The 26,692-nt window shown below is 57.8% G+C and carries 27 protein-coding genes; 9 read left to right on the top strand and 18 right to left on the bottom strand.

Features of this window, described 5'->3' with window-relative positions:
• Positions 1-51: 51 nt before the first annotated feature.
• The 4 genes from FKM52_RS12225 to ppiA form a co-directional block, all read right to left on the bottom strand.
• Positions 52-663, bottom strand: coding sequence for an aminodeoxychorismate synthase component II (locus FKM52_RS12225; RefSeq protein ID WP_141176457.1), 612 nt, complete (start codon positions 661-663; stop codon positions 52-54).
• Positions 664-704: 41 nt separating this feature from the next.
• On the bottom strand, positions 705-1,298 hold the full coding sequence (locus tag FKM52_RS12220) for a putative adenosine monophosphate-protein transferase Fic (protein WP_141176456.1): 594 nt from the start codon (positions 1,296-1,298) through the stop codon (positions 705-707).
• Positions 1,288-1,458, bottom strand: a complete 171-nt coding sequence (locus FKM52_RS12215; protein WP_141176455.1) for a YhfG family protein — start codon at positions 1,456-1,458, stop codon at positions 1,288-1,290. The genes FKM52_RS12220 and FKM52_RS12215 overlap by 11 nt, the downstream gene beginning before the upstream one ends.
• Before the next feature lie 97 nt (positions 1,459-1,555).
• On the bottom strand, positions 1,556-2,128 hold the full coding sequence (ppiA, locus tag FKM52_RS12210) for a peptidylprolyl isomerase A (protein WP_141176454.1): 573 nt from the start codon (positions 2,126-2,128) through the stop codon (positions 1,556-1,558).
• 275 nt (positions 2,129-2,403) lie between these two features.
• On the opposite strand from ppiA, the gene tsgA reads away from it, so the two are divergent.
• A complete protein-coding gene (gene tsgA, locus FKM52_RS12205; protein ID WP_141176453.1) occupies positions 2,404-3,585 on the top strand; it encodes an MFS transporter TsgA in 1,182 nt (393 codons plus the stop codon).
• Between the two features lie 104 nt (positions 3,586-3,689).
• Here the strand turns inward: tsgA and FKM52_RS21710 are convergent, their stop codons facing one another.
• Positions 3,690-3,830 carry a hypothetical protein gene (locus tag FKM52_RS21710; protein ID WP_160250905.1) on the bottom strand — a complete coding sequence of 47 codons (141 nt, stop codon included), beginning with the start codon at positions 3,828-3,830 and terminating at the stop codon, positions 3,690-3,692.
• A 205-nt stretch (positions 3,831-4,035) separates the two neighbouring features.
• Here FKM52_RS21710 and nirB point away from each other — a divergent pair, with 205 nt between their 5' ends.
• From nirB to cysG, 3 genes are all read left to right on the top strand, one after another.
• On the top strand, positions 4,036-6,579 hold the full coding sequence (gene nirB, locus FKM52_RS12200; protein ID WP_141176452.1) for a nitrite reductase large subunit NirB: 2,544 nt from the start codon (positions 4,036-4,038) through the stop codon (positions 6,577-6,579).
• The gene (nirD, locus tag FKM52_RS12195) at positions 6,576-6,905 is read left to right on the top strand and encodes a nitrite reductase small subunit NirD (protein WP_141176451.1); all 330 of its coding nucleotides are present in this window, start codon (positions 6,576-6,578) and stop codon (positions 6,903-6,905) included. Before nirB ends, nirD begins: the two co-directional genes overlap by 4 nt.
• 104 nt (positions 6,906-7,009) lie before the next feature.
• Complete coding sequence (gene cysG, locus FKM52_RS12190) at positions 7,010-8,374, top strand: siroheme synthase CysG (RefSeq protein WP_141176450.1); 1,365 nt, start codon at positions 7,010-7,012, stop codon at positions 8,372-8,374.
• A 76-nt stretch (positions 8,375-8,450) separates the two neighbouring features.
• Here the strand turns inward: cysG and trpS are convergent, their stop codons facing one another.
• The 12 genes from trpS to pilM all read right to left on the bottom strand — a co-directional run bounded on the left by trpS (position 8,451) and on the right by pilM (position 18,352).
• The gene (gene trpS / locus FKM52_RS12185) at positions 8,451-9,455 is read right to left on the bottom strand and encodes a tryptophan--tRNA ligase (RefSeq protein WP_141176449.1); all 1,005 of its coding nucleotides are present in this window, start codon (positions 9,453-9,455) and stop codon (positions 8,451-8,453) included.
• A gap of 18 nt (positions 9,456-9,473) precedes the next feature.
• Positions 9,474-10,151 (bottom strand): phosphoglycolate phosphatase, encoded by a 678-nt coding sequence (locus tag FKM52_RS12180; RefSeq protein WP_141176448.1) that lies wholly within the window; start codon positions 10,149-10,151, stop codon positions 9,474-9,476.
• Complete coding sequence (gene rpe / locus FKM52_RS12175; protein ID WP_141176447.1) at positions 10,135-10,821, bottom strand: ribulose-phosphate 3-epimerase; 687 nt, start codon at positions 10,819-10,821, stop codon at positions 10,135-10,137. The genes FKM52_RS12180 and rpe overlap by 17 nt, the downstream gene beginning before the upstream one ends.
• Positions 10,822-10,887: 66 nt before the next feature.
• Positions 10,888-11,700, bottom strand: coding sequence for an adenine-specific DNA-methyltransferase (dam, locus tag FKM52_RS12170; protein ID WP_141176488.1), 813 nt, complete (start codon positions 11,698-11,700; stop codon positions 10,888-10,890).
• 180 nt (positions 11,701-11,880) lie between these two features.
• Positions 11,881-12,888, bottom strand: a complete 1,008-nt coding sequence (locus FKM52_RS12165) for an SPOR domain-containing protein (RefSeq protein ID WP_141176446.1) — start codon at positions 12,886-12,888, stop codon at positions 11,881-11,883.
• A 58-nt stretch (positions 12,889-12,946) separates the two neighbouring features.
• Positions 12,947-14,035 carry a 3-dehydroquinate synthase gene (gene aroB / locus FKM52_RS12160; RefSeq protein ID WP_141176445.1) on the bottom strand — a complete coding sequence of 363 codons (1,089 nt, stop codon included), beginning with the start codon at positions 14,033-14,035 and terminating at the stop codon, positions 12,947-12,949.
• 40 nt (positions 14,036-14,075) lie between these two features.
• A complete protein-coding gene (aroK, locus tag FKM52_RS12155) occupies positions 14,076-14,597 on the bottom strand; it encodes a shikimate kinase AroK (RefSeq protein ID WP_038629709.1) in 522 nt (173 codons plus the stop codon).
• Positions 14,598-14,957: 360 nt separating this feature from the next.
• Positions 14,958-16,184, bottom strand: a complete 1,227-nt coding sequence (hofQ, locus tag FKM52_RS12150; RefSeq protein ID WP_141176444.1) for a DNA uptake porin HofQ — start codon at positions 16,182-16,184, stop codon at positions 14,958-14,960.
• Positions 16,123-16,473: a HofP DNA utilization family protein gene (locus FKM52_RS12145; protein ID WP_181407931.1), complete on the bottom strand. Its 351-nt coding sequence runs from the start codon at positions 16,471-16,473 to the stop codon at positions 16,123-16,125. The genes hofQ and FKM52_RS12145 overlap by 62 nt, the downstream gene beginning before the upstream one ends.
• Positions 16,474-16,486: 13 nt before the next feature.
• Positions 16,487-16,999, bottom strand: coding sequence for a HofO family protein (locus tag FKM52_RS12140; protein ID WP_141176442.1), 513 nt, complete (start codon positions 16,997-16,999; stop codon positions 16,487-16,489).
• Complete coding sequence (locus tag FKM52_RS12135; protein ID WP_141176441.1) at positions 16,986-17,534, bottom strand: PilN domain-containing protein; 549 nt, start codon at positions 17,532-17,534, stop codon at positions 16,986-16,988. The genes FKM52_RS12140 and FKM52_RS12135 overlap by 14 nt, the downstream gene beginning before the upstream one ends.
• Positions 17,531-18,352, bottom strand: coding sequence for a pilus assembly protein PilM (gene pilM / locus FKM52_RS12130; RefSeq protein WP_141176440.1), 822 nt, complete (start codon positions 18,350-18,352; stop codon positions 17,531-17,533). Before pilM ends, FKM52_RS12135 begins: the two co-directional genes overlap by 4 nt.
• A 120-nt stretch (positions 18,353-18,472) precedes the next feature.
• Between pilM and mrcA the strand changes: the two genes are divergently transcribed.
• The gene (gene mrcA, locus FKM52_RS12125; protein ID WP_141176439.1) at positions 18,473-21,022 is read left to right on the top strand and encodes a peptidoglycan glycosyltransferase/peptidoglycan DD-transpeptidase MrcA; all 2,550 of its coding nucleotides are present in this window, start codon (positions 18,473-18,475) and stop codon (positions 21,020-21,022) included.
• Positions 21,023-21,101: 79 nt separating this feature from the next.
• Here mrcA and nudE read toward each other — a convergent pair whose 3' ends face one another.
• Complete coding sequence (nudE, locus tag FKM52_RS12120; RefSeq protein WP_141176438.1) at positions 21,102-21,668, bottom strand: ADP compounds hydrolase NudE; 567 nt, start codon at positions 21,666-21,668, stop codon at positions 21,102-21,104.
• Between the two features lie 406 nt (positions 21,669-22,074).
• Here nudE and FKM52_RS12115 point away from each other — a divergent pair, with 406 nt between their 5' ends.
• Genes FKM52_RS12115 through hslO form a run of 4 tightly spaced genes read left to right on the top strand, consistent with a single transcriptional unit; the run spans position 22,075 to position 26,269 of the window.
• Positions 22,075-24,213, top strand: a complete 2,139-nt coding sequence (locus FKM52_RS12115) for an intracellular growth attenuator family protein (protein ID WP_141176437.1) — start codon at positions 22,075-22,077, stop codon at positions 24,211-24,213.
• Positions 24,214-24,264: 51 nt separating this feature from the next.
• Complete coding sequence (gene yrfG / locus FKM52_RS12110) at positions 24,265-24,945, top strand: GMP/IMP nucleotidase (RefSeq protein WP_141176436.1); 681 nt, start codon at positions 24,265-24,267, stop codon at positions 24,943-24,945.
• A 17-nt stretch (positions 24,946-24,962) separates the two neighbouring features.
• Positions 24,963-25,364, top strand: coding sequence for a ribosome-associated heat shock protein Hsp15 (gene hslR / locus FKM52_RS12105; RefSeq protein WP_141176435.1), 402 nt, complete (start codon positions 24,963-24,965; stop codon positions 25,362-25,364).
• 26 nt (positions 25,365-25,390) lie between these two features.
• Positions 25,391-26,269, top strand: a complete 879-nt coding sequence (gene hslO / locus FKM52_RS12100; RefSeq protein WP_141176434.1) for an Hsp33 family molecular chaperone HslO — start codon at positions 25,391-25,393, stop codon at positions 26,267-26,269.
• Positions 26,270-26,692: the final 423 nt, after the last annotated feature.

Here is a 26,692-nt window from a genome sequence, read left to right as displayed (position 1 = left end):
CTTAACCGTGAACCCTCAATGAAAAAATAATCAATAAAACTGCATAATAAGTCAAATTAAATTCACTGTCGCCGCCGCGACATGCGGCTGACGCTGCAAAAAGTTGGCCAGCAGCTGGTGCCCCTGCTGGCTGAGAATACTTTCCGGGTGGAACTGTACGCCTTCGACATCCAGCGTTTTATGCCGCAGCCCCATAATTTCATCAGGCTGGCCGTCGCGCAGGCTCCAGGCGGTCACCTCCAGGCAGTCCGGCAACGTTTCTTTTTCCACGATCAGCGAATGGTAGCGGGTAACGGTCAGCGGCTGCGCCAGCCCGGCGAACAGGCCGCGCTGCTGGTGTTGAATAGCAGAGGTTTTACCGTGCATCACCTGACGGGCACGAATAACGCGCGCGCCGTACACCTGCGCCAGCGCCTGATGACCGAGGCACACGCCAAGCACCGGCAGCCGCCCGGCAAAGGCGCGAATCGCCTCAGGAGAGATGCCGGATTCATCGGGCGTGCAGGGACCAGGAGAGATAACAAGATGCGTCAGCGGCAGCGCCTGCATCTCAGCAAGCGTAATATCATCATTGCGCCGTACCAGCACTTCCGCTCCCAGCTCGCAGAAGTACTGGTAGAGATTCCAGGTAAAAGAGTCATAGTTATCGATAAGCAGCAGCATCTTTGCTCCAGGCTGAACCAAAACGCCGCTATTCTACGCGCTTACCTCACCTCGCTCACTACCCTGGCGAAGATATTGGTCAGCCCGCGTAAATCGCCATTCACGCTCTCTTTATTGGCCTTCAGCCACTTTTCACGATCGGTTTTGCTCCAGTCGATATCATATCCGGCATGAATAATCAGCTGTTCAAAAAACAGACGCTGCGCGCGCCCGTTGCCGTCGCGGAACGGATGCAGCATGTTGATCTCGCAGTAGTAGTGCGCCAGCCGCGCGACAAACTGCTCAAAAGGCAGATCGGCCAGGCCGTTCTCCTCCTCCAGCGCCTCCAGCAGCGCGTTGCCCTCTTTTTCAATATATTCAAAATGGCAGAACGGCGTATCGCCGAGATAGAGATCGATTTCGCGAATTTCTCCGGCCCAGTCGTAGAGATCCTGAAACAGCGTGCGATGAATCAGGCAGAGGTAAGGAAAGCCGGGATTACGCGGCCCCAGTTCAATAGTGGCGGCGCGCAGCGAGGTGAAAGCCGCCTCTGCCTTTTGCAGCTGGGCGGCATCGTGAATATCGAGACGGTTACGCAGCACATCGTCATTTTGCCAGTAGTAAGGATCGCGTTCGCTCATTGCGTTAGCCGCCATACTGCCTCCATAACGCCTGCAGGCGCTCCCCGGCCTGTTCAGCATCCAGCGTAACTTCCGCAAACGTTAAGCCTTCCAGTTTGCTGCTGGCCAGAAAGTTGGCGTTGCGCCGCTGTTGCCACAGCGCGGCTTTCTGCTTCTCGGTCAGTTTTGTAGGCATGCTGCCTCCGGTCAGGGAAAAGATGACCTAAGTATAAGCAGCAAAATGCGCCTCTGCTGGCTGAGGCACAGCCGCCGCGGGCGCGGCGGCGCAATAATCAGGGCAGGACTTTAGCGGAAAGAATAACAACCGGCTTGCTGGGAACGTTCTGGTAAGGGCCAATATTTTTGGTCGGCACCTGCGAAATTTTATCCGCGACGTCCATGCCTTTTACCACTTTACCGAAAACGGCATAGCCGAAATCGCGCTGGCCGTGGTCAAGGAAGGCGTTATCGGTCACGTTGATAAAAAACTGGCTGGTGGCGCTGTCTTTTTCCGCAGTGCGCGCCATGGCAATGGTGCCGCGCGTATTACGCAGGCCGTTGTCCGCTTCGTTTTTAATCGGGCTGTTGGTGGGCTTCTGCTGCATATCGCTGGTGAAGCCGCCGCCCTGGATCATAAAGCCGGGGATAACGCGGTGAAAAGTTGTATTGTTGTAAAAACCGTTATTAACGTAATCAACAAAATTCTTAACGGACACCGGCGCTTTTTGATTATTCAGTTCAAGTTCGATATTACCGGCGGAGGTGGTCAGGAGGACGTGCGTATCGCCTTGCGCAGCGAAGCCGGGGAGAGAAAAAGTGGACAGCGCGATGAGTGCCGCAACCGCTGTCAAAGTACGTTTCACCATGAAATATTCCTTACTGTGGCCACAAAATCCAAACGAAATTGATTGTAAAGAGCATGTAGAGTAAGAGCCAGCGTTTTACTTTTATTTACGTAAACAAGGTTGTGGCGCGGAGGTTAATTACCTGGCGATAAAGGTGACTTAAATCACATTATTGGTGAAATCAATCAAGGTTGTTTCATCGCCAGTTTGATCGTGAATAAAATTTCTTTACACTTCCTGACGACAATCCCTGCGCTGACTCAGCCAGGCTCCTTTTGGCTCAAGGTTCCCCAACTATGACAAATCGTAACCGCATTGGACTGACGTGGATCAGTTTCTTTTCCTATGCGCTCACCGGCGCGCTGGTTATCGTCACCGGGATGGTGTTAGGCGATATCGCCAACTATTTCCAGCTTCCGGTTTCTGAAATGAGCAACACCTTTACCTTTCTTAATACCGGTATTCTGGCGGCGGTGTTTCTTAACGCCTGGCTGATGGAGATCGTGCCGCTGAAACGTCAGCTGATCTTCGGTTTTGTGCTGATGGTGCTGGCGGTGCTTGGCCTGATGACCAGTCACAGCCTCGCTATTTTCTCCGCCTGCATGTTCGTGCTGGGGGTGGTCAGCGGGATTACCATGTCGATCGGCACCTTCCTGATCACCCATCTTTACGAAGGGCGTCAGCGCGGATCGCGTTTGCTGTTTACCGACTCTTTCTTCAGTATGGCCGGTACGATCTTTCCGGTCATCGCCGGTATGCTGCTGGCGCGTCATCTGCCCTGGTATTGGGTTTACGTCTGCATCGGCGTCATCTACCTGGCGATCTTCCTGCTGACGCTCGCCGTTGAATTCCCGACGCTGGGCAAAAAGCAGCATGACGCGCAGCCGGTAGCCAAAGAGAAATGGGGCGTTGGCGTACTGCTGCTATCCATTGCCGCGCTCTGCTACATTCTGGGACAGCTCGGCTTCATCTCCTGGGTGCCGGAATACGCCACCAAAACCATGGGCATGGATATCAGCGCCGCCGGGCAGCTGGTAGGGAATTTCTGGACCTCTTATATGATCGGCATGTGGGCGTTCAGCTTTATCCTGCGCTTCTTCGATCTGCAGCGTATCCTGATGGTGCTGGCGGCGCTGGCGACCCTGCTGATGTACTGGTTTGTCAGCAGCCATGACGCCCTGATGCTGAAATGGATTATTATCGGCCTGGGCTTCTTCTCCAGCGCGATCTATACCACCATCATTACCCTCGGCTCGCAGCAAACCAAAGTTTCCTCGCCGAAGCTGGTCAACTTTATCCTGACCTGCGGCACCGTGGGCACCATGCTGACCTTCGTGGTCACTGGGCCTATCGTGGCGAAAGGCGGCGCGCACGCGGCGCTGGCCACCGCTAACGGCCTCTACGCCGTGGTGTTCGTGATGTGTCTGCTGCTGGGCTTCGTTACGAAGCACCGTCAGAACGGCCACGCCGGTCACTGACCCTTGCGGGCGAAGCCTCAGGGTTTCGCCCCCTTCTCTATCGTCGTCCTTTACCGCCCGCTTCCCACGCAATGCCTGCGCCTGCTCGCGCTTTCTCCTTTCAATTACGCCAGCACGCCGCCGGTATCGTTCAGACCCGCGCGCCAGCGCAAATTTTCTCGCTGATTTCCCTCTGTTCGGTCTCTGGCGAAACGGCAGTTAAGCATCGCGCTGACGCCGCCGTCACGCACATTAAGTATTAGCATAGCTAACCATAGCTAACACGATTTAGCAACAAAGCTGCAACCTGAAGCTTTCGCTAAGTATCAGATAATACGAACATTAATAAAATACCCAGCTAATCAACCGCCTACTCACTAAGGGGTATTTTACACCTCAATTGATGTATATCAATAAGCAAGCTAATGGTCGCGTTATTGTGGCACCAATTAGCTTAAAATTGAGGCAAAAATGAGCACTGTCAAACTCGCCATCATTGGTAATGGCATGGTTGGCCACCGCTTCATTGAGGAATTGATCGATAAGGCTGAACCGGGCCAGTTCGATATTACCGTCTTCTGTGAAGAGCCCCGTGTGGCTTACGACCGCGTCCATCTCTCCGCATACTTTTCCCACCATACCGTTGAAGAACTGTCGCTGGTGCGTGAAGGCTATTATGAAAAACATGGCATTCATCTTCTGCTGGGCGAACGTGCGATCACGCTTAACCGTAAGGAAAAAGTAATTCATTCCAGCAGCGGCCGCGCCGTGGTGTATGACAAACTGATCATGGCCACCGGCTCCTATCCCTGGATTCCGCCGATCAAAGGCTCCGATGGCCCGGACTGCTTCGTCTACCGTACCATTGAAGATCTCAACGCCATTGAAGAGTGTTCGCGCCGCAGTAAAAGCGGTGCGGTAATCGGCGGCGGCCTGCTGGGCCTGGAAGCGGCTGGCGCGCTGAAAAACCTGGGAATTGAAACCCATGTGATCGAGTTCGCGCCGGTGCTGATGGCCGAACAGCTCGACGCGATGGGCGGCAGCCAGCTGCGCCGTAAGATCGAGCAGATGGGCGTGCAGGTGCATACCAGCAAAAATACGCAAAACATCGTTCATCACGCCAAAGGCAAAACGCTGGAATTCGCCGACGGCAGCGAACTGGACGTCGATTTTGTCGTGTTCTCTACCGGTATTCGCGCTCAGGATAAGCTGGCGCGCCAGAGCGATCTGCCGGTAGGCGCGCGCGGCGGCATTCTGATTAACGACTTCTGCCAGAGCGCCGACCCTGATATCTACGCCATCGGCGAATGCGCCGCGTGGAATGAAAAAATCTTTGGCCTGGTAGCGCCGGGCTACAAAATGGCGCAGGTCGCCAGCGATCACCTGCTCGGCCGGGAAAACCGCTTTGCCGGCGCCGATATGAGCGCCAAGCTGAAGCTGCTGGGCGTGGACGTCGGCGGCATTGGCGATGCGCACGGCCGTACGCCGGGCGCGCGCAGCTATGTTTATCTCAATGAGAAATCGGGCGTCTATAAGCGTCTGGTGGTAAGTCAGGATAATAAATACCTGTTGGGCGCGGTGCTGGTTGGCGATACCAGCGATTACGGCCAGCTGCTGCAGCTGATGCTGAACCAGGTCGCGCTGCCGGATCATCCCGACGGTCTGATTTTGCCCTCGCACGCGGGCAGCGAAAAACCGGTGCTGGGCGTTGATTCACTACCGGAAAGCGCGCAGATTTGCTCCTGCTTCGACGTATCCAAAGGCGATATTATCAAGGCGGTAGCGCAGGGTTGCCATACCGTCGCCGCCATTAAGGCGGAAACCCGCGCCGGCACCGGCTGCGGCGGCTGTATCCCCTTGATCACTCAGGTCCTGAATGCCGAACTGAGCCGCCAGGGCATCGAGGTCAACAACCACCTGTGCGAGCACTTCGCCTGGTCGCGTCAGGAGCTTTATCACCTGATTCGCGTTGAAGGCATTAAGAGCTTCGATGAGCTGCTGACTAAGTATGGCAAGGGTTACGGCTGTGAAATCTGTAAGCCGACCATCGGCTCGCTGCTCGCTTCCTGCTGGAACGACTATATTCTGCAGCCGCAGCATACGCCGCTGCAGGAGACTAACGACAACTTCCTCGGCAATATCCAGAAGGACGGCACCTATTCGGTGATCCCGCGTTCCGCCGGCGGCGAAATTACGCCGGAAGGGCTGGTCGCCATTGGGCGGATTGCCCGACAGTACAACCTGTACACCAAAATTACCGGCTCCCAGCGTATCGGCCTGTTTGGCGTGCAGAAAGACGATCTGCCCGCTATCTGGAGCCAGCTGATCGACGCCGGCTTTGAAACCGGTCACGCCTACGCCAAAGCGCTGCGCATGGCTAAAACCTGCGTCGGCAGCACCTGGTGCCGCTACGGCGTCGGCGACAGCCTGGGCTTCGGCATCGAACTGGAAAACCGCTACAAAGGCATCCGCACGCCGCATAAAATGAAGTTTGGCGTTTCCGGCTGTACCCGTGAATGCGCCGAAGCGCAGGGGAAAGATGTGGGCATCATCGCCACCGATAAAGGCTGGAACCTCTACGTCTGCGGCAACGGCGGCATGAAACCGCGTCACGCCGATCTGCTGGCGGCCGATCTCGACAGAGAAACGCTGTTACGCTATCTCGATCGCTTTATGATGTTCTACATTCGTACCGCCGATAAGCTGCAGCGCACTTCACTATGGCTGGAAAGCCTCGACGGCGGCATCGACTATCTGCGCAGCATCGTCATTGACGATAAGCTGGGCCTGAATGAACAGCTGGAAGCCGATATGCAGCAGCTGCGCGATCGCGTTATCTGCGAGTGGAAGGCCACCCTTGAACATCCTGAACTGCAGAAACGCTTCGCGCACTTTATCAACAGCCCGCAGCGCGATCCGCTGGTGCAGATGGTGAATATCCGCGAACAGCACCGTCCGGCTCGCCCGCATGAGCGTATTGAGGTGAAACTGCTTGAAGAGGAGGAACGGGCATGAGCAACTGGCAAGCCGTCTGTAAATTAGAAGATATTCTGCCCGCTACCGGCGTTTGCGCGCTGGTGCAGGGCGAGCAGGTAGCCATCTTCCGTCCGCGCGCGGATGAAGAGCTTTACGCTATCAGCAATATCGATCCCTTTGCGCAGGCCAGCGTGCTGTCTCGTGGAATTATCGCCGAGCACCAGCAGGAGCTGTGGGTTGCCAGCCCGCTGAAAAAGCAGCGTTTTCGCCTGCGTGACGGCCTCTGCATGGAAGACGCCGAATATTCGGTGCGCAGCTGGCCGGTACGGGTATGCGAAGGCCGGGTAGAAGTCGCCTGCGATTAAGGCTAACCCGATAAAACGTTGCGATTGTTCCTGCCTGCGGCGCACTCCGTGCGCCGCATCACCTGCAAACCATTACCGTTCATACCGCTACGCCGGAGAATACCATGGATTATCTACCCCTGTTTTGCCAGCTGCGCGGCAAGATTTGTCTGCTGGTCGGCGCGGGCGACGTCGCCGCACGTAAGGCGCGCCTGCTGCTTGATGCCGGCGCGCAGCTTCAGGTTTGCGCGCTGGAGTTCACTGCGCCCTTCTATGACTGGCAGCAAACGGGCGAAGCGACGCTGCTACAGCAGCCCTTCACGCCGGAACTGCTGGATAAATGCTGGCTGGCGATCGCCGCGACCAGCGATGAACAGGTAAACCAGCAGGTCAGCGAGGCGGCGGAGGCGCGCCGTCTGTTCTGCAACGTGGTGGACGCTCCGGCGCAGGCCAGCGCCATCATGCCTTCCATTATCGATCGCTCCCCGTTAACCATCGCCATCTCCTCCGGCGGGCGGGCGCCGGTGCTGGCGCGTCTGCTGCGAGAAAAGCTGGAGGCGCTGCTGCCGCAGCATCTCGGTAAGCTGGCGACGCTGGCGGGCGCCTTGCGTGAGCGGGTAAAACAGCATTATCAGACCGGCGCCGAGCGCCGGCGCTTTTGGGAAAAACTGTTTGTCAGCGATCGTCTCGCCCAGTCGCTGGCGAATAACGACACGCCGCAGGCGCAGGCGCTGACCGACGAGCTGTTTAACCAGCCGCTGGAGAAGCGCGGCGAAGTGGTGCTGGTGGGCGCCGGGCCTGGCGACGCCGGGCTGCTGACGCTGAAAGGGCTACAGCAGATCCAGCAGGCGGATATCGTGGTGTACGACCGTCTGGTATCCGATGAGGTGCTGCAGCTGGCGCGGCGCGATGCGGAAAGGATTTTCGTCGGCAAGCGCGCCGGTCACCACTGCGTGCCGCAGGAGAAGATCAACCAGATCCTGTTACAGCAGGCGCAGCGGGGAAAACGCGTGGTGCGGCTGAAAGGCGGCGATCCCTTTATTTTTGGGCGCGGCGGCGAAGAGCTGGAAACGCTGGCGGGCAGCAATATTCCCTTCTCGGTTGTGCCCGGCATTACCGCCGCATCCGGCTGCTCCGCCTACAGCGGTATCCCGCTGACCCATCGCGATTACGCGCACAGCGTGCGCTTTGTGACTGGCCACCGCAAGCAGGAGTCTTCGCTGGACTGGGCTAACCTGGCGGCGGAGCAGCAAACGCTGGTGTTCTATATGGGGCTGGCGCAGGCGGGGGAAATTCAGCGTCAGCTGCAGGCGCACGGGATGGCGGCCTCGATGCCGGTGGCGCTGGTTGAAAACGGCACCAGCACGCGTCAGCGCGTAGTATGCGGCGAACTGAGCCAGCTGGAAAGCCTGGCGACGCAGGTCACCAGTCCCAGCCTGATTATCGTTGGACGCGTAGTTGCGCTGCGCGATACGCTACGCTGGTTTTAACGCTATCGTCTGCACATAAAAAAGGCGCCTGAGGCGCCTTTTTTATTATCAATCGCGAGATTTCAATCGCGCTCCCTTACGGCAGAGCGACAAAGCCTACCGCTTCGTAAACTTTTTTCAGCGTCTCCTGGGCATGCGCACGCGCTTTCGCGGCGCCTTCACGCATCACCTGATTCAGGAAAGCTTCATCTTCACGGTAGCGCTGATAGCGGGCCTGCAGCTCGCTCAGCATGCCGGAAACCGCTTCGGCCACTTCGCCCTTCAGGTGGCCGTACATCTTGCCTTCGAATTCCTGCTCCAGCTGGCTGATGCTTTTACCGCTGACGGCAGCAAGAATATCCAGCAGGTTGGAAACCCCGGCCTTGTTCTGCACGTCGTAACGCACCACCGGCGGCTCATCGGAATCGGTCACCGCACGCTTGATCTTCTTCACCACCGATTTCGGATCTTCCAGCAGGCCGATCACGTTATTGCGGTTATCGTCCGACTTGGACATCTTTTTCGTCGGCTCCAGCAGCGACATCACGCGCGCGCCCGATTTGGGAATAAACGGCTCCGGCACCTTGAACACATCGCCATAAATGGCGTTAAACCGCTGGGCGATATCGCGGCTCAGCTCCAGATGCTGTTTCTGATCTTCGCCAACCGGCACCTGGTTGGTTTGATACAGCAGAATATCCGCCGCCATCAGCACCGGATAATCAAACAGGCCGGCATTGATATTTTCCGCATAGCGGGCGGACTTATCCTTGAACTGCGTCATACGGCTCAGCTCGCCGAAATAGGTGTAGCAGTTCAGCACCCAGCTCAGCTGCGTATGCTCCGGCACGTGCGACTGAACGAAGATGGTGCTTTTTTGCGGATCGATGCCGCAGGCCAGATAGAGCGCCAGCGTATCCAGCGTCGCTTTGCGCAGCGCGACGGGGTCCTGACGTACGGTAATCGCGTGCAGGTCAACGATACAGTAGATGCAGTGATAATCATCCTGCATCTGGACCCACTGACGCATAGCGCCCATGTAGTTACCAATGGTCAGTTCGCCGGAAGGCTGCGCGCCGCTAAATACGATGGGTTTGCTCATGCTTTTCAATCCTGATTATTACCGCCCCAATGCGGGCATAAGTTCGATGAAATCATCCAGAACGATATCCGGTTCGCTGCTGGCGATCGGCTCGCCGTAGTTGTAGCCGAACGACATGCCGACGCAGGGACATCCTGCCGCCTTTGCCGCCAGAATATCATTGCGCGAATCGCCAACAAATAGTAACTCGTCCGGCAGCAGGCCAAAGGTGCCCAGCACCAAAAACAGCGGGGCCGGATGCGGTTTTTTCGCTGCCACATCATCGCCGCCAATCACTAATGAGAAATATTGGTCGATGCCAAGCGAGCGCAGCAGCGGCGCGATAAAGGGCGTGGGCTTATTGGTTACCAGCGCCAGCGGCAGCCCGGCGGCGGAAAGTTTTTCCAGCGTTTGCGCCACGTGGGGAAACAGCGTGGTGCCCGCCGGCGCCGTCCCGGCGTAATATTTATCAAACAGCGCCCTGGCCTCGCGCAGCTCCTCTGCCGCCGGCTGACGCTGTAGCGCCCAGTGCAGCGCGCGCTCTACCATAATGTCGGCGCCGTTGCCGATCCAGGTCGCCACGCGGGACGCGCCCGCCGCCGGCAGCCGCATCGCCTGCAGCGCCAGATCGACCGCATCTGCCAGTCCAGGCACGCTGTCCACCAGCGTACCGTCAAGATCGAACGCTAACGCGCGGATATTAGTGAAACGCGCCATGACGACTCTTCTCCAGTTCGTTACGCATCGCATCGATAACCTGTTTATAGTCGGGCTGGCCGAAAATAGCCGAGCCGGCGACAAACATATCGGCGCCCGCCGCGGCGATCTCTGCAATATTATCCACCTTCACGCCGCCATCGACTTCCAGACGGATATCGTAACCGCTCTCATCGATACGCTTACGCGCCTCACGCAGCTTATCCAGCGTGCCGGGGATAAATGACTGGCCGCCGAAGCCGGGGTTAACCGACATCAGCAAAATAACGTCCAGCTTATCCATCACGTAATCCAGATAGCTCAGCGGCGTGGCCGGATTAAACACCAGTCCCGCCTTGCAGCCGTGCTCTTTGATCAGCTGCAGGCTACGGTCGATATGCTCGCTGGCTTCAGGATGGAAGGTGATATAGCTGGCGCCCGCTTTAGCGAACTGCGGGATCAGGCTGTCAACGGGCTTGATCATCAAATGCACATCGATCGGCGCGGTGATGCCGTAATCACGCAGCGCTTTCAGCACCATCGGCCCCATCGTCAGATTGGGCACATAATGGTTATCCATTACGTCGAAATGCACCACATCGCCGCCCGCAGCCAGCACTTTCGCCGTGTCTTCACCCAGGCGGGCGAAATCTGCTGAGAGGATTGAAGGGGCCAGCAAAAATCGTTTCATCCGTATCTCCCACTGTATACGCCAGTAAACTTACTGACAGATTGCGCCGATCGCGGGCGAAACCAGCTAGCGAAAAAGCGCCAGCAGCTCGTCAACTTTAGTGCGCCCGTTTATGCTTCTGCTGATCGAGCGGCGCGCTTTAACCACATGCAGCACCGCCTCCTGATACCACTGCCGGGTCAGCTCGGTATCATGGTTGGAAATAAGTACCGGGATACTGTTTTCCTGCGCCAGCTTAACCGCCAGCTCCGCCAGATGCTGCTGCTCGCGCAGGCTGAAACTATTGGTATGGTAGGCGGTAAAATTCGCCGTGGCGGAAAGCGGCGCATAGGGCGGATCGCAGTAAACCACCGATCCCGCCTGCGCCTTATTCAGGGTAACATCGTAGGATTCGCAAACAAAGGTAGCTTTTTGCGCGCGCTCGGCGAAGCCGTAGAGCTCCTCTTCCGGGAAATAGGGCTTACGGTAGCGTCCAAAGGGAACGTTAAATTCGCCGCGCAGGTTATAGCGACACAGGCCGTTATAGCCGTGACGATTCAGATAAAGGAACAGCAGCGCCCGCTGATAGTCATCGCGGCTGGCGTTAAACTCGCTGCGGTGCGCGTAGTAAGCGTCCGCTTCATTGCTGCGCGGGGTAAACAGCTGGCGCGCATCCGCAACGAACTCGCCGGTGCGCCCTTTGACGATATTATAAAGACTGATCAGATCGTTGTTGATATCCGCCAGTACGTAACGCGGATAGTCGGTATTAAGGAATACCGAACCGGCGCCGACGAAAGGCTCGACCAGACAGTCGCCTTGCGGTAAATGGCGGCGAATATCTTCCAGAAGGGGATACTTACCACCCGCCCATTTCAGGAAAGCGCGATGTTTTTTCATGCCGTCGTTTTGTTTACTTCTGTTCATCTGGCTGTGGCTATAGCGACAGCATATCTGCGCTTATGGATTTGTTTTACAGCAAAGATGACAACCTGATGTTGCCACCCTGAAGGCCATAGATTACTGGCTGCGGCAGCGCGCTGCCAGAGTACGCTGCCGCAGGAATATTAGCGGATCGCCTTAGCGTCCCGCCTCTTTCTTCACCTGGCTGACGGGCTTAACCCAGGGCTTCTGCGCCTGGACTTCCGCCGGCAGCGAGGAAACGGCACGTTTGGCATCGGCTGGCGTAGCGTAAGAGCCGCTCACCAGCACATACCATGGCTGCCCGTTACGCGTGGTCTGGTAGACATGGTAATTGTTCAGATTCTGCTTTTTCGCCCACGCGTTCAGCGTATCGGCGCGCGAAGCGCTGCTCAGCTGCAGGGTATAGCTGCCGCCCGGCACGCCTGACGATGCTTTGCCGGCGGCTGACGATGAATGCGTGGCGCTGCCGGCCGGCTTGCTGTTCTGTTTTGCCGCCGGCGCGGCATTTTGCCGGGCGGATGTCTGGCTGGCGGCCGGCTTATGCGTCTGCGCCGGCTTAGCGCTGTTTTGACGCGGCGCCGCGGCGCTACGCCCGACGCTGGCGCTATTATTGACGCCGCTGTTGCCGCTTACCGTTGCTGGCGCAGTCGGCAGCGAGCTGCTGCCGATAGCGCCCTGCGCGGCAGCGTCTACCTGCCCCTGCTGACTGCTCAGCGCGCTGTTAAGATCGCCGGGGAGTTCAACGCGCTGCTGGCCCTGCGGCGCTTCAAGCGGCGCCGCCTGAGTCGGCGTTGATGAGACGGGCGGAACGGAAATCGGCTGAGGCGAGGTGGAGGCCGTCTCGCCGCTGGCGGCGTTGCCTGAAGCGTTGCCGCCCTGCCCGCTCATCGTTGAAGAGCCGGAGAGATCGATATTCTTTTCGTTGCCGCCGCCGCCGGCTGTGGTGCCGCTGGCGGGCTGTCTGGCGGTTTTATCTGCGTCAGGCCCGTTTAATGCCGAGCCGATGCCGATAATCAACAGCAGCAGCACCAACACGCCGATGCCCATCATCATGCGCTGACGCGACGCCGGTGTTTTTGGCGCAGAAGACGTTTTGCGTGGTCGCGTTGGTCGACGATCGCTGGTATCCGGTTTTAACTCGTCTTCCGGTTTGAACTCATCCATTCAACCTCCCGTCTTATGGCAAACGCCGCCAGGCGCTCCGTTTGCGGCTATGTCACCGTCACGCCTTGCGGCACTCTTCAATTGCGGCAAGCACAATATCATGCGCCACGCCGCCGCGCACCTCGGCTTTGCCGATGGCCAGCGGCAGTACCAGACGCAGCTCGCCCGCCAGCACTTTTTTATCGCGCAGCATATGCGGCAGGTAATCCTGCGCCGTCATCTCCTGCGGTCCGGCGACCGGCAGCCCGGCGCGTTTCAGCAGGGCGATAATGCGATCGGTGTCGGCGGCGCTAAATTGCCCCAGCCGTTCGGCGGTACGCGCCGCCATCACCATGCCGGCGGCTACCGCTTCGCCGTGCAGCCAGTTGCCGTAGCCCATATGGGCCTCAATAGCGTGCCCGTAAGTATGTCCTAAATTCAGCAGCGCGCGCAGGCCGGTTTCACGTTCATCTGCAGCGACAACCTCTGCCTTCAGTTCGCAGCAGCGACGGATGCACTGCGCCATCGCTTCGCCATCCAGCGCCATTAGCGCATCCAGGCGGCGCTCCAGCCAGCTAAAGAACGCGCCGTCGAGAATAACGCCATATTTGATCACCTCCGCCATACCGGAAGCCAGCTCGCGGCGAGGCAGGCTGCGCAGACAGTCGAGATCGATAACGACCGACGCCGGCTGATAGAAGGCGCCAATCATATTTTTGCCCAGCGGGTGATTAACGGCGGTTTTTCCGCCGACTGAAGAATCAACCTGCGAAAGCAGCGTGGTGGGAATTTGAATAAAGCGCACGCCGCGCTGATAGCTGGCCGCGGCGAAACCGGTTAAGTCGCCGATAACGCCTCCGCCCAGCGCCAGCAGCGTGGTATCGCGGCCGTGGGGCTTTTTCAGCAGCGCGGTAAACACCTGATCCATTACCGCCAGGGTTTTATACTGTTCGCCATCGGGAAGGATAACCTGATCCACCTTGATCCCCGCCTCTTCCAGCCGCTGCCGCAGCGAAGCCAGCCAGAGCGGGGCCAGAGTTTCATTGGTTACCAGCATAGCCTGGTCGCCTGCTTTCAACGGCCAAAAGGCTGCCGCATCGTTAAACAGACCGGCGGCGATGGTGATCGGGTAGCTACGCTCCCCAAGGGTAACGGTGATCCTCTCCATGACGCTGTATAACCTTTTCGCTATGCCCTCAGGCGATGAATTAGTTCTTTTCCAGTAAATTAATGATCTGATTAGCTACCACTTTCGCACTTTGATCGTCAGTGCGAATGGTGACATCAGCAATCTCTTCATACAGCGGATTGCGTTCGTCCGCCAGCGCTTCCAGCACTTCGCGCGGCGGCGTATCCACCTGTAATAAGGGACGCTTTTTATCGCGTTGCGTACGCGCCAGTTGCTTCTCAATAGTGGTTTCGAGATAGACCACAACACCACGGGCGGAGAGACGATTACGGGTTTCGCGGGATTTTACAGAGCCGCCGCCGGTAGCCAGCACGATGCCCTGTTTCTCTGTGAGTTCATTGATGATTTTTTCTTCACGTTCGCGAAAACCTGCTTCGCCTTCAACGTCAAACACCCAGCCCACATCCGCTCCGGTACGTCGCTCAATTTCCTGATCGGAATCGTAAAATTCCATATTGAGTTGCTGAGCTAACTGACGACCAATAGTGCTTTTGCCGGCACCCATAGGCCCAACCAGAAAGATATTGCGTTTCTCTGCCATTTTTTCGGTATTACTAAGACAATGCGTTGATGATACCCCGTCTGCAACGGCCGGGCCGCTGGCGGGACATGAACTGAAACCTCATGAGCGATAGTGCGAGAGTCAGATTAAAAATTATCTCAACACTCAAGGTCGTTTGGCAACCGAATAAATTGCCCGGCTCAGAACGCGCAGCCAGCGCGCGTCACACAGTTCGCTAAGAGTCAAAACCGCCGCCTTTCAGGCAGCATGCTGTCACGGTATCGTGGCGGCAACACATGCGTTTGCTGCGCCATAAGTCAAAATCGCTAAACCTTGTAAGCTAATTCCGCTCCTGCGTCAAACGCATATGATACCAGGCCGGGAAAAAAACGCTGCTGGCTACTCCTCGCCTACCAGGCGCGGCGTAATAAAAATCACCAGCTCCCGACGCTTTTCATCGTGGATATCGCGGCGAAAAAGCGCTCCCAGCAGCGGTATATCGCCCAGCAGGGGGACTTTATCACGATTACGCGACGATTCCTGTTGAAATATACCGCCCAGGGCCAATGTTTGCCCCTCCCTGAGCGTAACCTGGGTAGTGATTTCCTGCTTATTAATTGTCAGGATTTCCCGGTCGCCGTTGTTGATATTACGTCCGGGCACATTCTGGCTGATATGCAGCGCCAGACGGATTCGCCCGTTGGGCTGCACCGCTGGCGTGACCTCCATTCCCAGCACCGCTTCCTTAAATTCAATGCTGGTAGCGCCGTCGCTGCCGCTGGCTACCTCATAGGGGATTTCCGTCCCCTGCTTAATACTGGCGGGCTGCTGGTGCGAGGCGATTAATCTTGGGCTGGCGATAATCTCAATCTGGTTCTCCTGTTCCAGCGCGCTCAGCTCCAGATTCAGCAGACGGCCATCCAGACGAGCCAGCGTCAGGCCAGCCGTCAGCGACGGCGAACTGACGCCGAAATTCAGATTCAGGGCAGGATTGCGCAGCGCCTGGTTAATCATCTCTTCGCCCGACTGCTGCCAGCTTACGCCCAGCTCGCGCAGATGGCTCTCGCTGATGCTGACAATATGCGCCGTCAGCTCTACCTGCTCCAGCGGCACATCCAGCGCGCGCGCCCATGACGCCACGCCGTTAAGCGCCGCGGGCGTGTCGCGCAGCAACAGCATATTGGCGCGCGTATCTACGGTAACGCTGCCGCGCTCCGTCATTAATTTCCCCCGCTCGGCCTGCAGGCTGGCGTTGACGCTGGCCACGTCCGCATGGCGCAGGGTCAGCGCCAGTTCCCGTAAGGGCTGCTGCTGCGCGCCCTGCTCTTTTTCCGCCTCCTGCCAACCCTGAGGAAATACCAGCAGTACCTTATCCTGCTGTTCAATCGTCAGCCGTCCCATACGCGCCACGAGATGCAGCGCCTGCCGCCAGGGAATATCCTGCAGACGCAACGTTATCTGTCCTTCAACGCCAGGCGCGACCATCAGATTTAACTGCTGATAATCCGCCAGCGCCTGCAAAACCTGCGCTATCGGCGCATCCTGAAAAGCAACAGAGAGCGGCTCATCCCGTCCCTGCGCGACGGCGCTCAGCAGCCACAGCAGCACTATCCCGATCCTCATCATATTTTCCTTTTATTTGCAGCGTGGCGAATGGCGGCAGGCAGCCGGCAGGCGCACGCAGCGTCAGGCGAAACGGCGCCAGCTCTTCGAGCTGCCATTCAGCGAAAGGCAAGGGGCGGCCATGCGCCACGCGCAGCGTTTCCCCCTCGGTTGAACGCAGCCAGCCAACGTAATCATTATCTCGTCCGATAATGCCCAGCAGCCGCCAGTTCGCCAGCGAAGCCGCTGGCTGCCGGCACACCGCCTGCGGCGCGGCGAAAGGATCGCGCCCGGCGGCAGGCAGAGCGAGCAACAGCGCTATTCCGCTAATCCAGCAACGCCTGCCGCTCAAACGCCAGATAGAATGTGGCATACAGACGCGCCTCCTTACGCTGTACGGTAAAAGAATTCAGCAGCGGCGCTGGCTCACAGCCAGCCAGATAGGCAAAAAGCGCCTGTAGCTGCGGCCAGCTTAGCCACAGCCTGAGTTCGCTTTCCCGCTCGCCAGGCAGCCATTGTTCCAGTTCGCTGCCGCTGCGCTGCAGCAGCGTATAGAGCGAAAACGGCCTGCCCGCACGCACCATCTCATCCAGCAGCTGTTGATTACGCGCCTGCAGCTGCTGTAACCCCGCCTGATTTAGCAGCAGCGTCAGGCGCTGACGATATTGCCGCTGTTGCAGCGTGGTTTCCTGCTGTAGCTGGCGTAGCTGCGCCTTTAGCGGCCCAATCCAGAGAGCGTTGACGGCTAACGCCATCGTCAGCAGCACGGCGGGCAGGCTCAGCCAGCGCAGCCTTTCCGCCATCAGCAGCCAGCGCAGCAAAAACTCATTTTCCATCATCTGTTTCTCCCGCCAGCTGCGCCGCCAGCGTAAAGCGATAAAGGCCGTCTGCGTTTTTTTGCAGCGCGCCGGGCTGCCAGTCCGCTAATAACGGCGGCTGCCTGAGCCGCTGGCCCAGCAGCCGGGCGGCATCCGGCTGCTGGCTGGAGCCTTCAAGACAGAGCCTGCGCTGCTGGTGTTTTAAGGAGGAGAGCCAGAGCTTCTCCGGCACGCTGAGCTCAAGCTGCTGCAGGAACGCCGGCCAGTAGGCCAGCCGCTGTCGCCGCTCCTGCCGCCGCGCCGCCTGCTCCCGTAGCTTTTGCTGCTGCGCCCGCAGTTCGCTGTACCGCTGCATTAGCGGTTGCAGCTGCCGGTCCGCCTGGCGCCAGTGCAGCAATATCGCCTGCCGCCGCTCCAGCTTTTTCACCAGGCATTGCCGCCCGGCCAGCAATAATGTCAGCGCCAGCAGCAACAGCCCGCCGCTTAACCAGGCCCAGCGCAACAGCCGTCGCCGCAGCATGCGCTGGCGCCAGTCCAGCAGGTTGACGCCGCTCATCGCCTCTCCTGCGGGTGCAACGCCAGCCCAAGCGCAAGGGTAAACATGCCGTCGCCGGCGGGCAGCGGCGGCTGCATAAAACGCAGCAGGCTGAGCGGCTGCAAAGGCTGCATGCCCGCCGGCCGCTCAGCTGACAGCGCGGCGCTAAACCAGAACCGCCGCGCCGTCGGCAATACCTGCGCCAGCTGCCCGCTTTCCAGCGTCAGAACTCCCGGCGCCCAGCCTGAAACGGCCTCCTCCCTGCCGGGCATAAACCACAGCCAGTGATCGGCAAGCTGGTGGATCAGCGCCGACTCCGCCGGTAGCCGCATCAGCTCGCCGACCGTTTCCAGCGCGCTGCTGGCGGGCGCTATTACCTCCGGCGTTAAATCAGCCAGCGAAAGCGTCAACAGCCACTGTTTAACGATGCTTCGCCGCGCGGCGGTCAGGCAGAGGCGCGTCGACGGCAGCATGCAGTAATCCAGCGCCAGCTCGTTAGCGGTCAGCGGAAAGAGGCGTTCGGCCGCGGCGCTGGCATAGCGCCCCAGCTCCGGTTCGCGCAGCTGGCGTGGAGGAGCGGCCAGATAGCGTTGCAGCACCGCCTGGGCAGGGAAACCGGTACGCAAAGATATATTGCGCGGCAGTAGCTTGCGCCAGCGCTGCAGCAGAGCGATTAACGCGGAAGATTCGATTAATGCGCCATTATTCAATACGTTGTGCGGCAGCGCATGACGCCACCAGTGGCGCAGCTGCCAGCCGTTGCGGCGCCGTTGGATAGCTAAGGCGCAGAGCTGCCCGTTCTGAATGTCCAGCCCCACCTGCCAATTCTGAAAAGCCATTTTTGCGCGATCTCCATATCGTCATACGATAAAAGGACGTATCAAAGCGTCTGGCTTGCCTTTATACTACCGCGCGATTGTTTATAAACTGCCCAAATGACATGAAGTGGGAAATCTCAGGTGAAGTTCGTAAAGTATTTATTGATCCTTGCAGTGTGTTGCATTTTGCTGGGCGTCGGCTCGATTTACGGGTTATACAAGTACATTGAGCCGCAGCTGCCGGATGTAAACACGCTGAAAGATGTTCGTTTGCAGACGCCGATGCAGGTCTACAGCGCCGATGGCGAACTTATCGCCCAGTATGGCGAAAAGCGCCGTATTCCCCTGACTCTGGCGCAAATGCCGCCTGAGCTGGTTAAAGCCTTTATCGCTACCGAAGATAGCCGTTTTTACGAGCATCACGGCGTCGATCCGATCGGCATTTTCCGTGCGGCCAGCGTCGCCCTGCTTTCCGGCCATGCTTCGCAGGGCGCCAGCACCATTACCCAGCAGCTGGCGCGTAACTTCTTTTTGAGCCCGGAACGCACTCTGATGCGTAAGATCAAAGAGGCGTTCCTGGCGATCCGCATTGAACAGCTGCTTAGCAAAGATGAAATCCTTGAGCTTTATCTGAATAAGATTTATCTCGGCTACCGTGCCTACGGCGTCGGCGCGGCTGCTCAGGTCTACTTTGGTAAGAATGTCGATGCGCTGACGCTGAGCGAAATGGCGATGATTGCCGGATTGCCGAAAGCGCCCTCCACGTTCAATCCGCTCTACTCCCACTCGCGCGCGCTGTCGCGCCGTAATGTGGTGCTGGCGCGCATGCTGGATCAGCACTACATCACGCAGCAACAGTACGCGGAAGCGCGCAGCGAACCATTAGAGGCGAGCTATCACGGGCCGGAAATCGCCTTTTCCGCCCCCTATCTTACCGAAATGGTGCGCCAGGAGATGCTGAAGCGCTATGGCGAGAACGCCTACAGCGACGGTTTCAAAGTTTACACCACCGTTACCCGTCGCCTGCAGCAGGCGGCGCAGGAGGCGGTGCGTAATAACGTGCTGGCGTACGATATGCGCCACGGCTATCGCGGCCCGGCCAATATTCTGTGGCGGGTCGGCGAGCCCGCCTGGGAACATAGCCAGATTCTGAAAACGCTGAAGGCGCTGCCGGTGTATGGCCCGCTATGGCCCGCGGTGGTCACCAGCGCCAGCGCCAGCGAAGCGACCGCGCTGATGCGCGACGGCAGCAACGTTTCACTGACGATGGAAGGCGTTCGCTGGGCGCGCCCCTTTAAGTCCGATACGCTACAGGGCGCGGCGCCGCGCAGCGTAACGCAGGTGCTCCAGCCCGGACAGCAAATTTGGGTGCGTAAGGTTGAGAATAGCTGGTGGCTGGCTCAGGTGCCGGACGTAAACTCATCGCTGGTTTCTATTGATCCGCATGACGGCGCGGTACGCGCGCTGGTGGGCGGCTTTGATTTCAACCAGAGCAAATTCAACCGCGTAACGCAGTCGCTGCGTCAGGTCGGCTCGAATATCAAGCCGTTCCTCTACACCGCAGCGATGGATCGCGGTCTGACGCTGGCATCGATTCTCAATGACGTGCCGATCTCACGCTGGGACGCGGGCGCCGGTTCCGACTGGCGTCCGAAAAACTCCCCGGCGACCTACGATGGCCCGATTCGTCTGCGTCAGGGGCTGGGACAGTCGAAAAACGTCGTCATGGTACGCGCTATGCGCGCAATGGGCGTCGACTATGCCGCCGAGTATCTGCAGCGCTTCGGCTTCCCGGCGCAAAACATCGTGCGTACCGAATCGCTGGCGCTTGGCGCCGCCTCCTTTACGCCGCTGCAAATGGCGCGCGGCTATGCGGTGATGGCGAACGGCGGGTTCCTTGTCGATCCCTACTTTATTCGTAAGATCGAAAATGAAAACGGCGAGACGCTGTTCGAGAACCACCCGCGCGTCGCCTGTCCGCAATGCAATTTGCCGGTGATTTACGGCGAAACCAAAAAATCGGTCGCGCTGAGCGAGGAGAGCGTGGAAAACGTCGCGATATCGCAGGAAAATCGTAACGCCGCGGTGCCGCAGCCTGCGCTGCAGCAGGTAGGCGCAACGCAGCCGCCGGAAGCGCAGCAGTACGCGCCGCACGTGATTAACACGCCGCTCTCTTTCCTGATTAAGAGCGCGCTGAACTCCAATATTTTTGGCGAACCCGGCTGGATGGGCACCGGCTGGCGCGCCGGACGCGATCTGAAGCGCAACGATATCGGCGGTAAAACCGGCACGACCAACAGCTCGAAGGATGCCTGGTTCTCCGGCTATGGCCCCGGCGTGGTCACCACCGTCTGGATCGGTTTTGACGATCACCGCCGCGATTTAGGGCGGTCAACCCTCTCCGGCGCGATTAAAGATCAGATTTCCGGCTATGAGGGCGGCGCTAAAAGCGCGCAGCCGGCGTGGGATGATTATATGAAAGCGGCGCTGGAAGGCGTACCGGAGCAGCCGCTGACGCCGCCGCCCGGTATCGTTACGGTAACGATCGATCGCAGCACCGGCAAACTAGCCAACGGCGGCGGCAATACGCGGCAGGAATACTTTATCGAAGGCACGCAGCCTACCGAGTATTCGGTGCACGATGTCGGTACTACGCTGATGGATAACGGCGAGACGCACGAGCTATTCTGATCGTCGCCAGGCGATGTAAAAAGGGGCGATGATTCGCCCCTTTTTTATGTTTCTTGTGTTTAGCGCTTCGTCACGCGGTTTAACCGACAAGGCGCTGCTGTTTTTTTAGCCATTCGCGCACCAAAAACAGCGCGCTAACGTTACGCGCTTCGCTAAAATCAGGCTCATTCAACAGCGCCATTAAATTATCCAGCGGCCAGCGAATGACCGGTAGCGGCTCCGGCTCATCCCCTTCCAGCTTTTCGGGATAGAGATCTTCCGCCACCACGATATTCATTTTGCTGGAAAAATAGGAGGGCGCTAAGGTCAGTTTGCCCAGGGTTTCCATCGCTGTCGCGCCGAATCCCGCCTCTTCTTTCAGTTCACGATTCGCCGCGTCAAATACCGTTTCGCCCGCATCGATCAATCCTTTCGGAAAGCCCAGCTCATAGGTTTCCAGGCCCACCACATATTCCTGAATCAGCACCAGCTGGTTATCGATAATCGGCACAATCATTACGGCTTCGCGCTCGGAAGGACGCATACGTTCATATACGCGCTGCTCGCCGTTGCTGAAAACCAGATCCACCGCCTCAATGGTAAACAGGCGCGAGCGGGCAACAGGCTCAACACTTAAAATTTTGGGTTTCTCTAATTCTCTTGACATGGGGACCCCAGATAGAGCGCGGTTAACAATCGCCGGCCGGTCGTCGACATGACATCAAGATCGGCAAACATATATTGTGCGACAGGCATCACGGGAATCCAATCATCATATGCTTTAATTTACTTTTTTATAACAATCAGCGCTGGCGATGGCAGACCAGGCTTTACGCTAAAGTCAACGGCCGGCTGACAAATAGGATAATACCGATACTTTCCTTTAGCCGTGCCGGGTAACATCTCAATAAGGTTTTCTGTATAGTACATCTAATTTTATGATTTTGTGCGCTATTTTCGTTATCAGGTTGGTTGCCAGCGCTACCTAATCCCGCCAAAATTAGTACACTTCCTGTAACATAGCCTGGAGCGAGCAATAGTGACGGCAGCAGTATGGCTGGAATGAGCATAGCATGAACACAATAATTATTATTCTTGGTGTAATGCTTACCTGCTCTGTTATCGCAGGTATCTGTTTTTGGTACGCTATGCGGCATCGCCCGCCGTTGGCGAAACCGCTGCCGTTTATTAGTCCGCCGCACCGCAACCTGACGCCGGAAGAGCGTGAAGCCGTTGAACGCTATCTCGATTCGCTGGCGAAGAAGCAGCGCACCATCCAGCCCGGCGGGGCCAGCGCCTCGCCCGAAATGCTGTCGTTAAGTTCGCAAAGCAATAAAGTCTATCCCGTTACCCGCGCCATTACCCGCTACGGCCTTTCCACCGACGATCCGCAAAAATGGCGTTACTATCTCGATGCGCTTGAGGTGCATTTGCCGCCGCTGTGGGAGCAGTACATCGCCGAAGAGAATTTTGTCGAGCTGATCAAAACGCACACTATACCGCTGGTGATCTCGCTTAACGGCCACTCTTTACTGAGCTACGCCTGGGAGCAAAGCATGCTGCCTTCGGTGGTGAATCCCAGCGCGGCCAACGCCTCGATCCGTCAGGAACAGAGTGAAAATATCGAGCTGTTGCAGGTGCGTAAGGAGACGCCGGAAGAGCACTGCCTGTCGCGCAGCGACGGCACGCGCGAAGCCACGGTTATCTGCATCGGCCTGCTGCTGCTGTTTGTTAGCCTGGTGACGCCGCTGATTTTTATGCCGTGGCTGGTCTGCGCCAGCCTGGCGCTGATCGCCGTCAGCCTGTGGTTTATGTACCGCCGCCCCGCGGAGAAAGATCTGCGCGAAATTCACTGCCTGCGCGGCGCGCCAAAGCGCTGGGGGCTGTTCAGCGAAGCGAGTCAGGGGCAGATTAACAATATTTCTCTCGGCATTATCGATCTGATCTACCCGCCGCACTGGCAGCCCTACGTCGCTTACGATCTGGGGCAAACAACCGATGTGGATATCTATCTTAATCGCCATGTGGTGCGTCAGGGCCGGTTCCTCTCGCTGCAGGATGAGGTGCGTAATTTCCCCATCCAGCGCTGGCGAAAAAATCTGGTGCTGGCCTGCGGTTCGCTGCTGGTGCTGGCGCTGCTGGTGAGCTGGGTGCCGTTAACCATGCCGCTGAAGTTAAGCCTGGCGTGGCTTACCGGCACCGAACGCATCCAGGTTAACTCGGTGACCGAACTGGAGCAGATGCCGCTGCACGTCGGCGACAGCCTGAAAGTCAGCGGTACCGGCATGTGTTCGGTTCCCGCCAGCTATCAGAGCAACCGCAGCTATGCCTTTATGCCTTTTGACTGCTCGGCCATCTACTGGAATATGGCTTCGCCCTTACCCCTGCCGCAGTCGGAGATTATCGATAAGGCCACGGCGCTGCTGACCTTAACCAATCAGCAGCTGCATCCGCAAAACGGCGCCGACAGCAAGCTGAACCCGCAGCTGGCTACCGCTATTCAGAAATCGGGAATGATCCTGCTGGACGACTTTGCCGATCTGGTGGTGAAAACTCAGGATCTCTGTAATCAGCAGCAGGATTGCGTGCGGCTGAAAAACGCGCTGGTTAACCTCGGCAATGCGAAAGACTGGGAAACGCTGGTGCAGCGGGCGGGTTCAGGCGCGCTGAACGGCATGAACGTACTGCTGCGCCCGGTCAGCGCCGAAGCGCTGGAAAATCTGGTTAACACCTCAACGTCAACCTTCTTTTATCGCGAAACGCATCGCGCGGCAGAGGCGTTAAACAGCCCGCCGCCCAACGGGTTCCTCATCGTCAGCGATGAAGGACGTCAGCTGGTTAACCATCCGCAGCCCGCCGTCTCGCTGTTTGATTTCAACGCATCCGATCAGTGGCAGGAGCTGCAGCGCCTTGCCGGCATGCTGCTGCACACCTCGTTTAGCGCCGCGGGCATTATTACCAGCATCCATACTGACGCCAACGGCACGCGCCATATCACGCTGCACAGCGAGCCGGATCCGCTGACGCTTTGGCGCTATTTAGGCACCTCGCTGTTGCTGCTGGCGCTCTGCCTGAGCATAGTGGTAAACGGTCTGCTGGCGCTAAAACGCATCCACCGCAACCGCAAGCGTATCGTGGAAATTCAGCACTACTATGATAAGTGCTTTAACCATGCGCTCACGCCGTTGCCGGGCATGCGTCCATTATTCTGACGCCGGCGACTATGCTACCCTGTGGCCCATTTTGACTGGCCCGGAGACGGCATGAAGCTTGAGATTAACTGGCGCGATATTGATACCGTGCTGCTGGATATGGACGGCACGCTGCTCGATCTGGCGTTCGACAACTATTTCTGGCTAACGCTGGTGCCGCACAGGCTAAGCCAGCAGCGCAACATCCCTCTCGCAGAAGCGCAGCGCTTTATTATGGCGAAATACCAGGCGGTGCAGCATACGCTAAACTGGTATTGTCTGGATTACTGGAGCCGGGAGCTGCAGCTGGATATCCGCGCCATGACCTGGGAAATACGCGCCCGCGCCCGGCTGCGCGCCGATACCCTTCCCTTCCTGCACGCGCTGCGCGCCTGCGGCAAGCGCACCATTCTGCTGACTAACGCGCATCCTTTTAATCTTGACGTAAAGCTTCAGCAAACCGGTCTCGATCGGCACCTTGATTTATTGCTATCGACCCATACATTTGGCTTTCCGAAAGAGGATCGGCGTTTATGGCAGGCCGTAGAACGGCATACCGGCTTCGACAGGCATCGCACGCTGTTTATCGATGACAGCGAACCGGTACTGGATGCGGCAAAGCGCTGGGGAATCGCCTGCTGTCTTGGCGTTGGCAATCCCGATTCCGGCCAGCCGGAGAAAACCTTCGCTCGTCACCAGAGCATCAGCGATTACCGTACCCTGCTCGGCGCGCTGAGGCCGGAGGCGCGCTAAACCCGACGGGAGCAGCAATGAAAGAGAAAACCGCAGAGGGCGTCCGGCTCGATAAATGGCTGTGGGCCGCGCGCTTTTATAAAACCCGCGCGCTGGCGCGCGAAATGATTGAAGGCGGCAAGGTTCACTATAACGGACAGCGCAGCAAGCCCAGCAAGCTGGTGGAACTGGATGCCGAACTGACCTTACGGCAGGGCAACGATGAGCGCACCGTTATCATCCGTGCCGTTACCGATCGGCGCGGTCCCGCCAGCGAAGCGCAGCAGCTCTACAGCGAAACGCCGGAGAGCGTGGAAAAACGCGAGAAGATGGCGCAGGCGCGTAAGCTGAACGCCCTGACGATGCCGCACCCCGATCGCCGGCCGGATAAAAAAGAGCGCCGCGATCTGATGAAATTTAAATTTTCTGGCGACGAATAACGCGCCGCCAACACGAGAGAAAAACTATGGCTCATCAAGACCAAATGCACCGTTACCTGTTCGAAAATCACGCGGTTCGCGGCGAACTGGTTAATCTGTCCGATACGTGGCGGGAAATTATCTCCGGCCACGACTATCCGCAGCCGGTCCAGCAGCTGCTGGGCGAACTGCTGGTGGCTACCAGCCTGCTGACCGCCACGCTGAAATTCGAAGGGGACATCACGGTGCAGCTGCAGGGCGACGGCGCGCTGTCGCTGGCGGTCATTAACGGCAACAACCGTCAGGAGATGCGCGGCGTGGCGCGTATGCAGGGCGATATCGTGCCGGGCAGCACGCTGAAAGAGATGGTCGGCAACGGCTATCTGGTTATCACCATCTCTCCGGAGAAAGGCGAACGCTATCAGGGCGTGGTAGGCCTGGAAGGCGAGACGCTGGCGGCCTGCCTGGAAGACTATTTTATGCGTTCCGAACAGCTGCCGACGCGCCTGTTTATTCGCACCGGCGAACATCAAGGTCAGCCGGGCGCCGGCGGTATCCTGCTGCAGGTGCTGCCGGCGCAGAACGCCGATCCGGAAGATTTCAACCACCTGGCGACGCTAACGGAGACCATTAAAACCGAAGAGCTGATCGGCCTGCCGGCCAACGAAGTGCTCTGGCGCCTCTATAACCAGGAAGAAGTGACGGTTTACGATCCGCAAAGCGTCAGCTTTAAGTGCTCCTGCTCGCGCGAGCGCTGCGGCGAAGTGCTGAAAACGCTGCCGCAGGAAGAAGTCGATCAGATTCTGCAGGAGGATGGCCAGATCGATATGCACTGCGACTATTGCGGCAGCCACTATCTCTACGATGCGGTAGATATCGCGGCGATTCGCAACGATTCCAGCGGCGGCAGCGAGCAGATCCATTAAGCATGAGTAAGACGCGGCAGGGCCGTTAACAAACAGATCGTCTGTGTGCGGCTAAGCAAACGCTCAACTCATTTTTAAGGCGGCCCGAAGCCGCCTTTTTGTTAACAACATCATCCGCAACAGGGCTAAACGACGCCCGCCCCTGTTGTGTGAATCCACTGGCTCTGCGCGTTAAAGCAGCATAAAACTATGGCGCGGCGGCGATAAAATGAAATCTTGTTTCACAATAACTCTTCATTAACCATTACTTTTCATCGGATAAAGATGAATTTCCATAAAAAACCGTTTTGTCTCTCATTTCTGTTACTCTCTCCTTCCGCTGTATGGAGACAGTAGTAGACTGCCGCAATTGTAAAGCAGACTGAATCGCTTCGTTCTGTTTTATGGCTGGTCGCAGCAAGTCCTCCCCCTACATTTGTGGCA

Source organism: Mixta tenebrionis, from assembly GCF_006517625.1.
GTDB lineage: Bacteria > Pseudomonadota > Gammaproteobacteria > Enterobacterales > Enterobacteriaceae > Mixta > Mixta tenebrionis.
The sequence above is the reverse complement of the archived record's forward strand: the minus strand, read 5'-3'. Positions and strand labels throughout refer to the sequence as shown.

What these genes read in the sequence shown, in the direction of transcription:
- FKM52_RS12225 (WP_141176457.1), bottom strand. Translation starts at nt 663, where the DNA reads ATGCTGCTGCTTATCGATAACTATGACTCTTTTACCTGGAATCTCTAC.
- FKM52_RS12220 (WP_141176456.1), bottom strand. Translation starts at nt 1,298, where the DNA reads ATGGCGGCTAACGCAATGAGCGAACGCGATCCTTACTACTGGCAAAAT.
- FKM52_RS12215 (WP_141176455.1), bottom strand. Translation starts at nt 1,458, where the DNA reads ATGCCTACAAAACTGACCGAGAAGCAGAAAGCCGCGCTGTGGCAACAG.
- ppiA (WP_141176454.1), bottom strand. Translation starts at nt 2,128, where the DNA reads ATGGTGAAACGTACTTTGACAGCGGTTGCGGCACTCATCGCGCTGTCC.
- tsgA (WP_141176453.1), top strand. Translation starts at nt 2,404, where the DNA reads ATGACAAATCGTAACCGCATTGGACTGACGTGGATCAGTTTCTTTTCC.
- FKM52_RS21710 (WP_160250905.1), bottom strand. Translation starts at nt 3,830, where the DNA reads ATGCTAATACTTAATGTGCGTGACGGCGGCGTCAGCGCGATGCTTAAC.
- nirB (WP_141176452.1), top strand. Translation starts at nt 4,036, where the DNA reads ATGAGCACTGTCAAACTCGCCATCATTGGTAATGGCATGGTTGGCCAC.
- nirD (WP_141176451.1), top strand. Translation starts at nt 6,576, where the DNA reads ATGAGCAACTGGCAAGCCGTCTGTAAATTAGAAGATATTCTGCCCGCT.
- cysG (WP_141176450.1), top strand. Translation starts at nt 7,010, where the DNA reads ATGGATTATCTACCCCTGTTTTGCCAGCTGCGCGGCAAGATTTGTCTG.
- trpS (WP_141176449.1), bottom strand. Translation starts at nt 9,455, where the DNA reads ATGAGCAAACCCATCGTATTTAGCGGCGCGCAGCCTTCCGGCGAACTG.
- FKM52_RS12180 (WP_141176448.1), bottom strand. Translation starts at nt 10,151, where the DNA reads ATGGCGCGTTTCACTAATATCCGCGCGTTAGCGTTCGATCTTGACGGT.
- rpe (WP_141176447.1), bottom strand. Translation starts at nt 10,821, where the DNA reads ATGAAACGATTTTTGCTGGCCCCTTCAATCCTCTCAGCAGATTTCGCC.
- dam (WP_141176488.1), bottom strand. Translation starts at nt 11,700, where the DNA reads ATGAAAAAACATCGCGCTTTCCTGAAATGGGCGGGTGGTAAGTATCCC.
- FKM52_RS12165 (WP_141176446.1), bottom strand. Translation starts at nt 12,888, where the DNA reads ATGGATGAGTTCAAACCGGAAGACGAGTTAAAACCGGATACCAGCGAT.
- aroB (WP_141176445.1), bottom strand. Translation starts at nt 14,035, where the DNA reads ATGGAGAGGATCACCGTTACCCTTGGGGAGCGTAGCTACCCGATCACC.
- aroK (WP_038629709.1), bottom strand. Translation starts at nt 14,597, where the DNA reads ATGGCAGAGAAACGCAATATCTTTCTGGTTGGGCCTATGGGTGCCGGC.
- hofQ (WP_141176444.1), bottom strand. Translation starts at nt 16,184, where the DNA reads ATGATGAGGATCGGGATAGTGCTGCTGTGGCTGCTGAGCGCCGTCGCG.
- FKM52_RS12140 (WP_141176442.1), bottom strand. Translation starts at nt 16,999, where the DNA reads ATGATGGAAAATGAGTTTTTGCTGCGCTGGCTGCTGATGGCGGAAAGG.
- FKM52_RS12135 (WP_141176441.1), bottom strand. Translation starts at nt 17,534, where the DNA reads ATGAGCGGCGTCAACCTGCTGGACTGGCGCCAGCGCATGCTGCGGCGA.
- pilM (WP_141176440.1), bottom strand. Translation starts at nt 18,352, where the DNA reads ATGGCTTTTCAGAATTGGCAGGTGGGGCTGGACATTCAGAACGGGCAG.
- nudE (WP_141176438.1), bottom strand. Translation starts at nt 21,668, where the DNA reads ATGTCAAGAGAATTAGAGAAACCCAAAATTTTAAGTGTTGAGCCTGTT.
- FKM52_RS12115 (WP_141176437.1), top strand. Translation starts at nt 22,075, where the DNA reads ATGAACACAATAATTATTATTCTTGGTGTAATGCTTACCTGCTCTGTT.
- yrfG (WP_141176436.1), top strand. Translation starts at nt 24,265, where the DNA reads ATGAAGCTTGAGATTAACTGGCGCGATATTGATACCGTGCTGCTGGAT.
- hslR (WP_141176435.1), top strand. Translation starts at nt 24,963, where the DNA reads ATGAAAGAGAAAACCGCAGAGGGCGTCCGGCTCGATAAATGGCTGTGG.
- hslO (WP_141176434.1), top strand. Translation starts at nt 25,391, where the DNA reads ATGGCTCATCAAGACCAAATGCACCGTTACCTGTTCGAAAATCACGCG.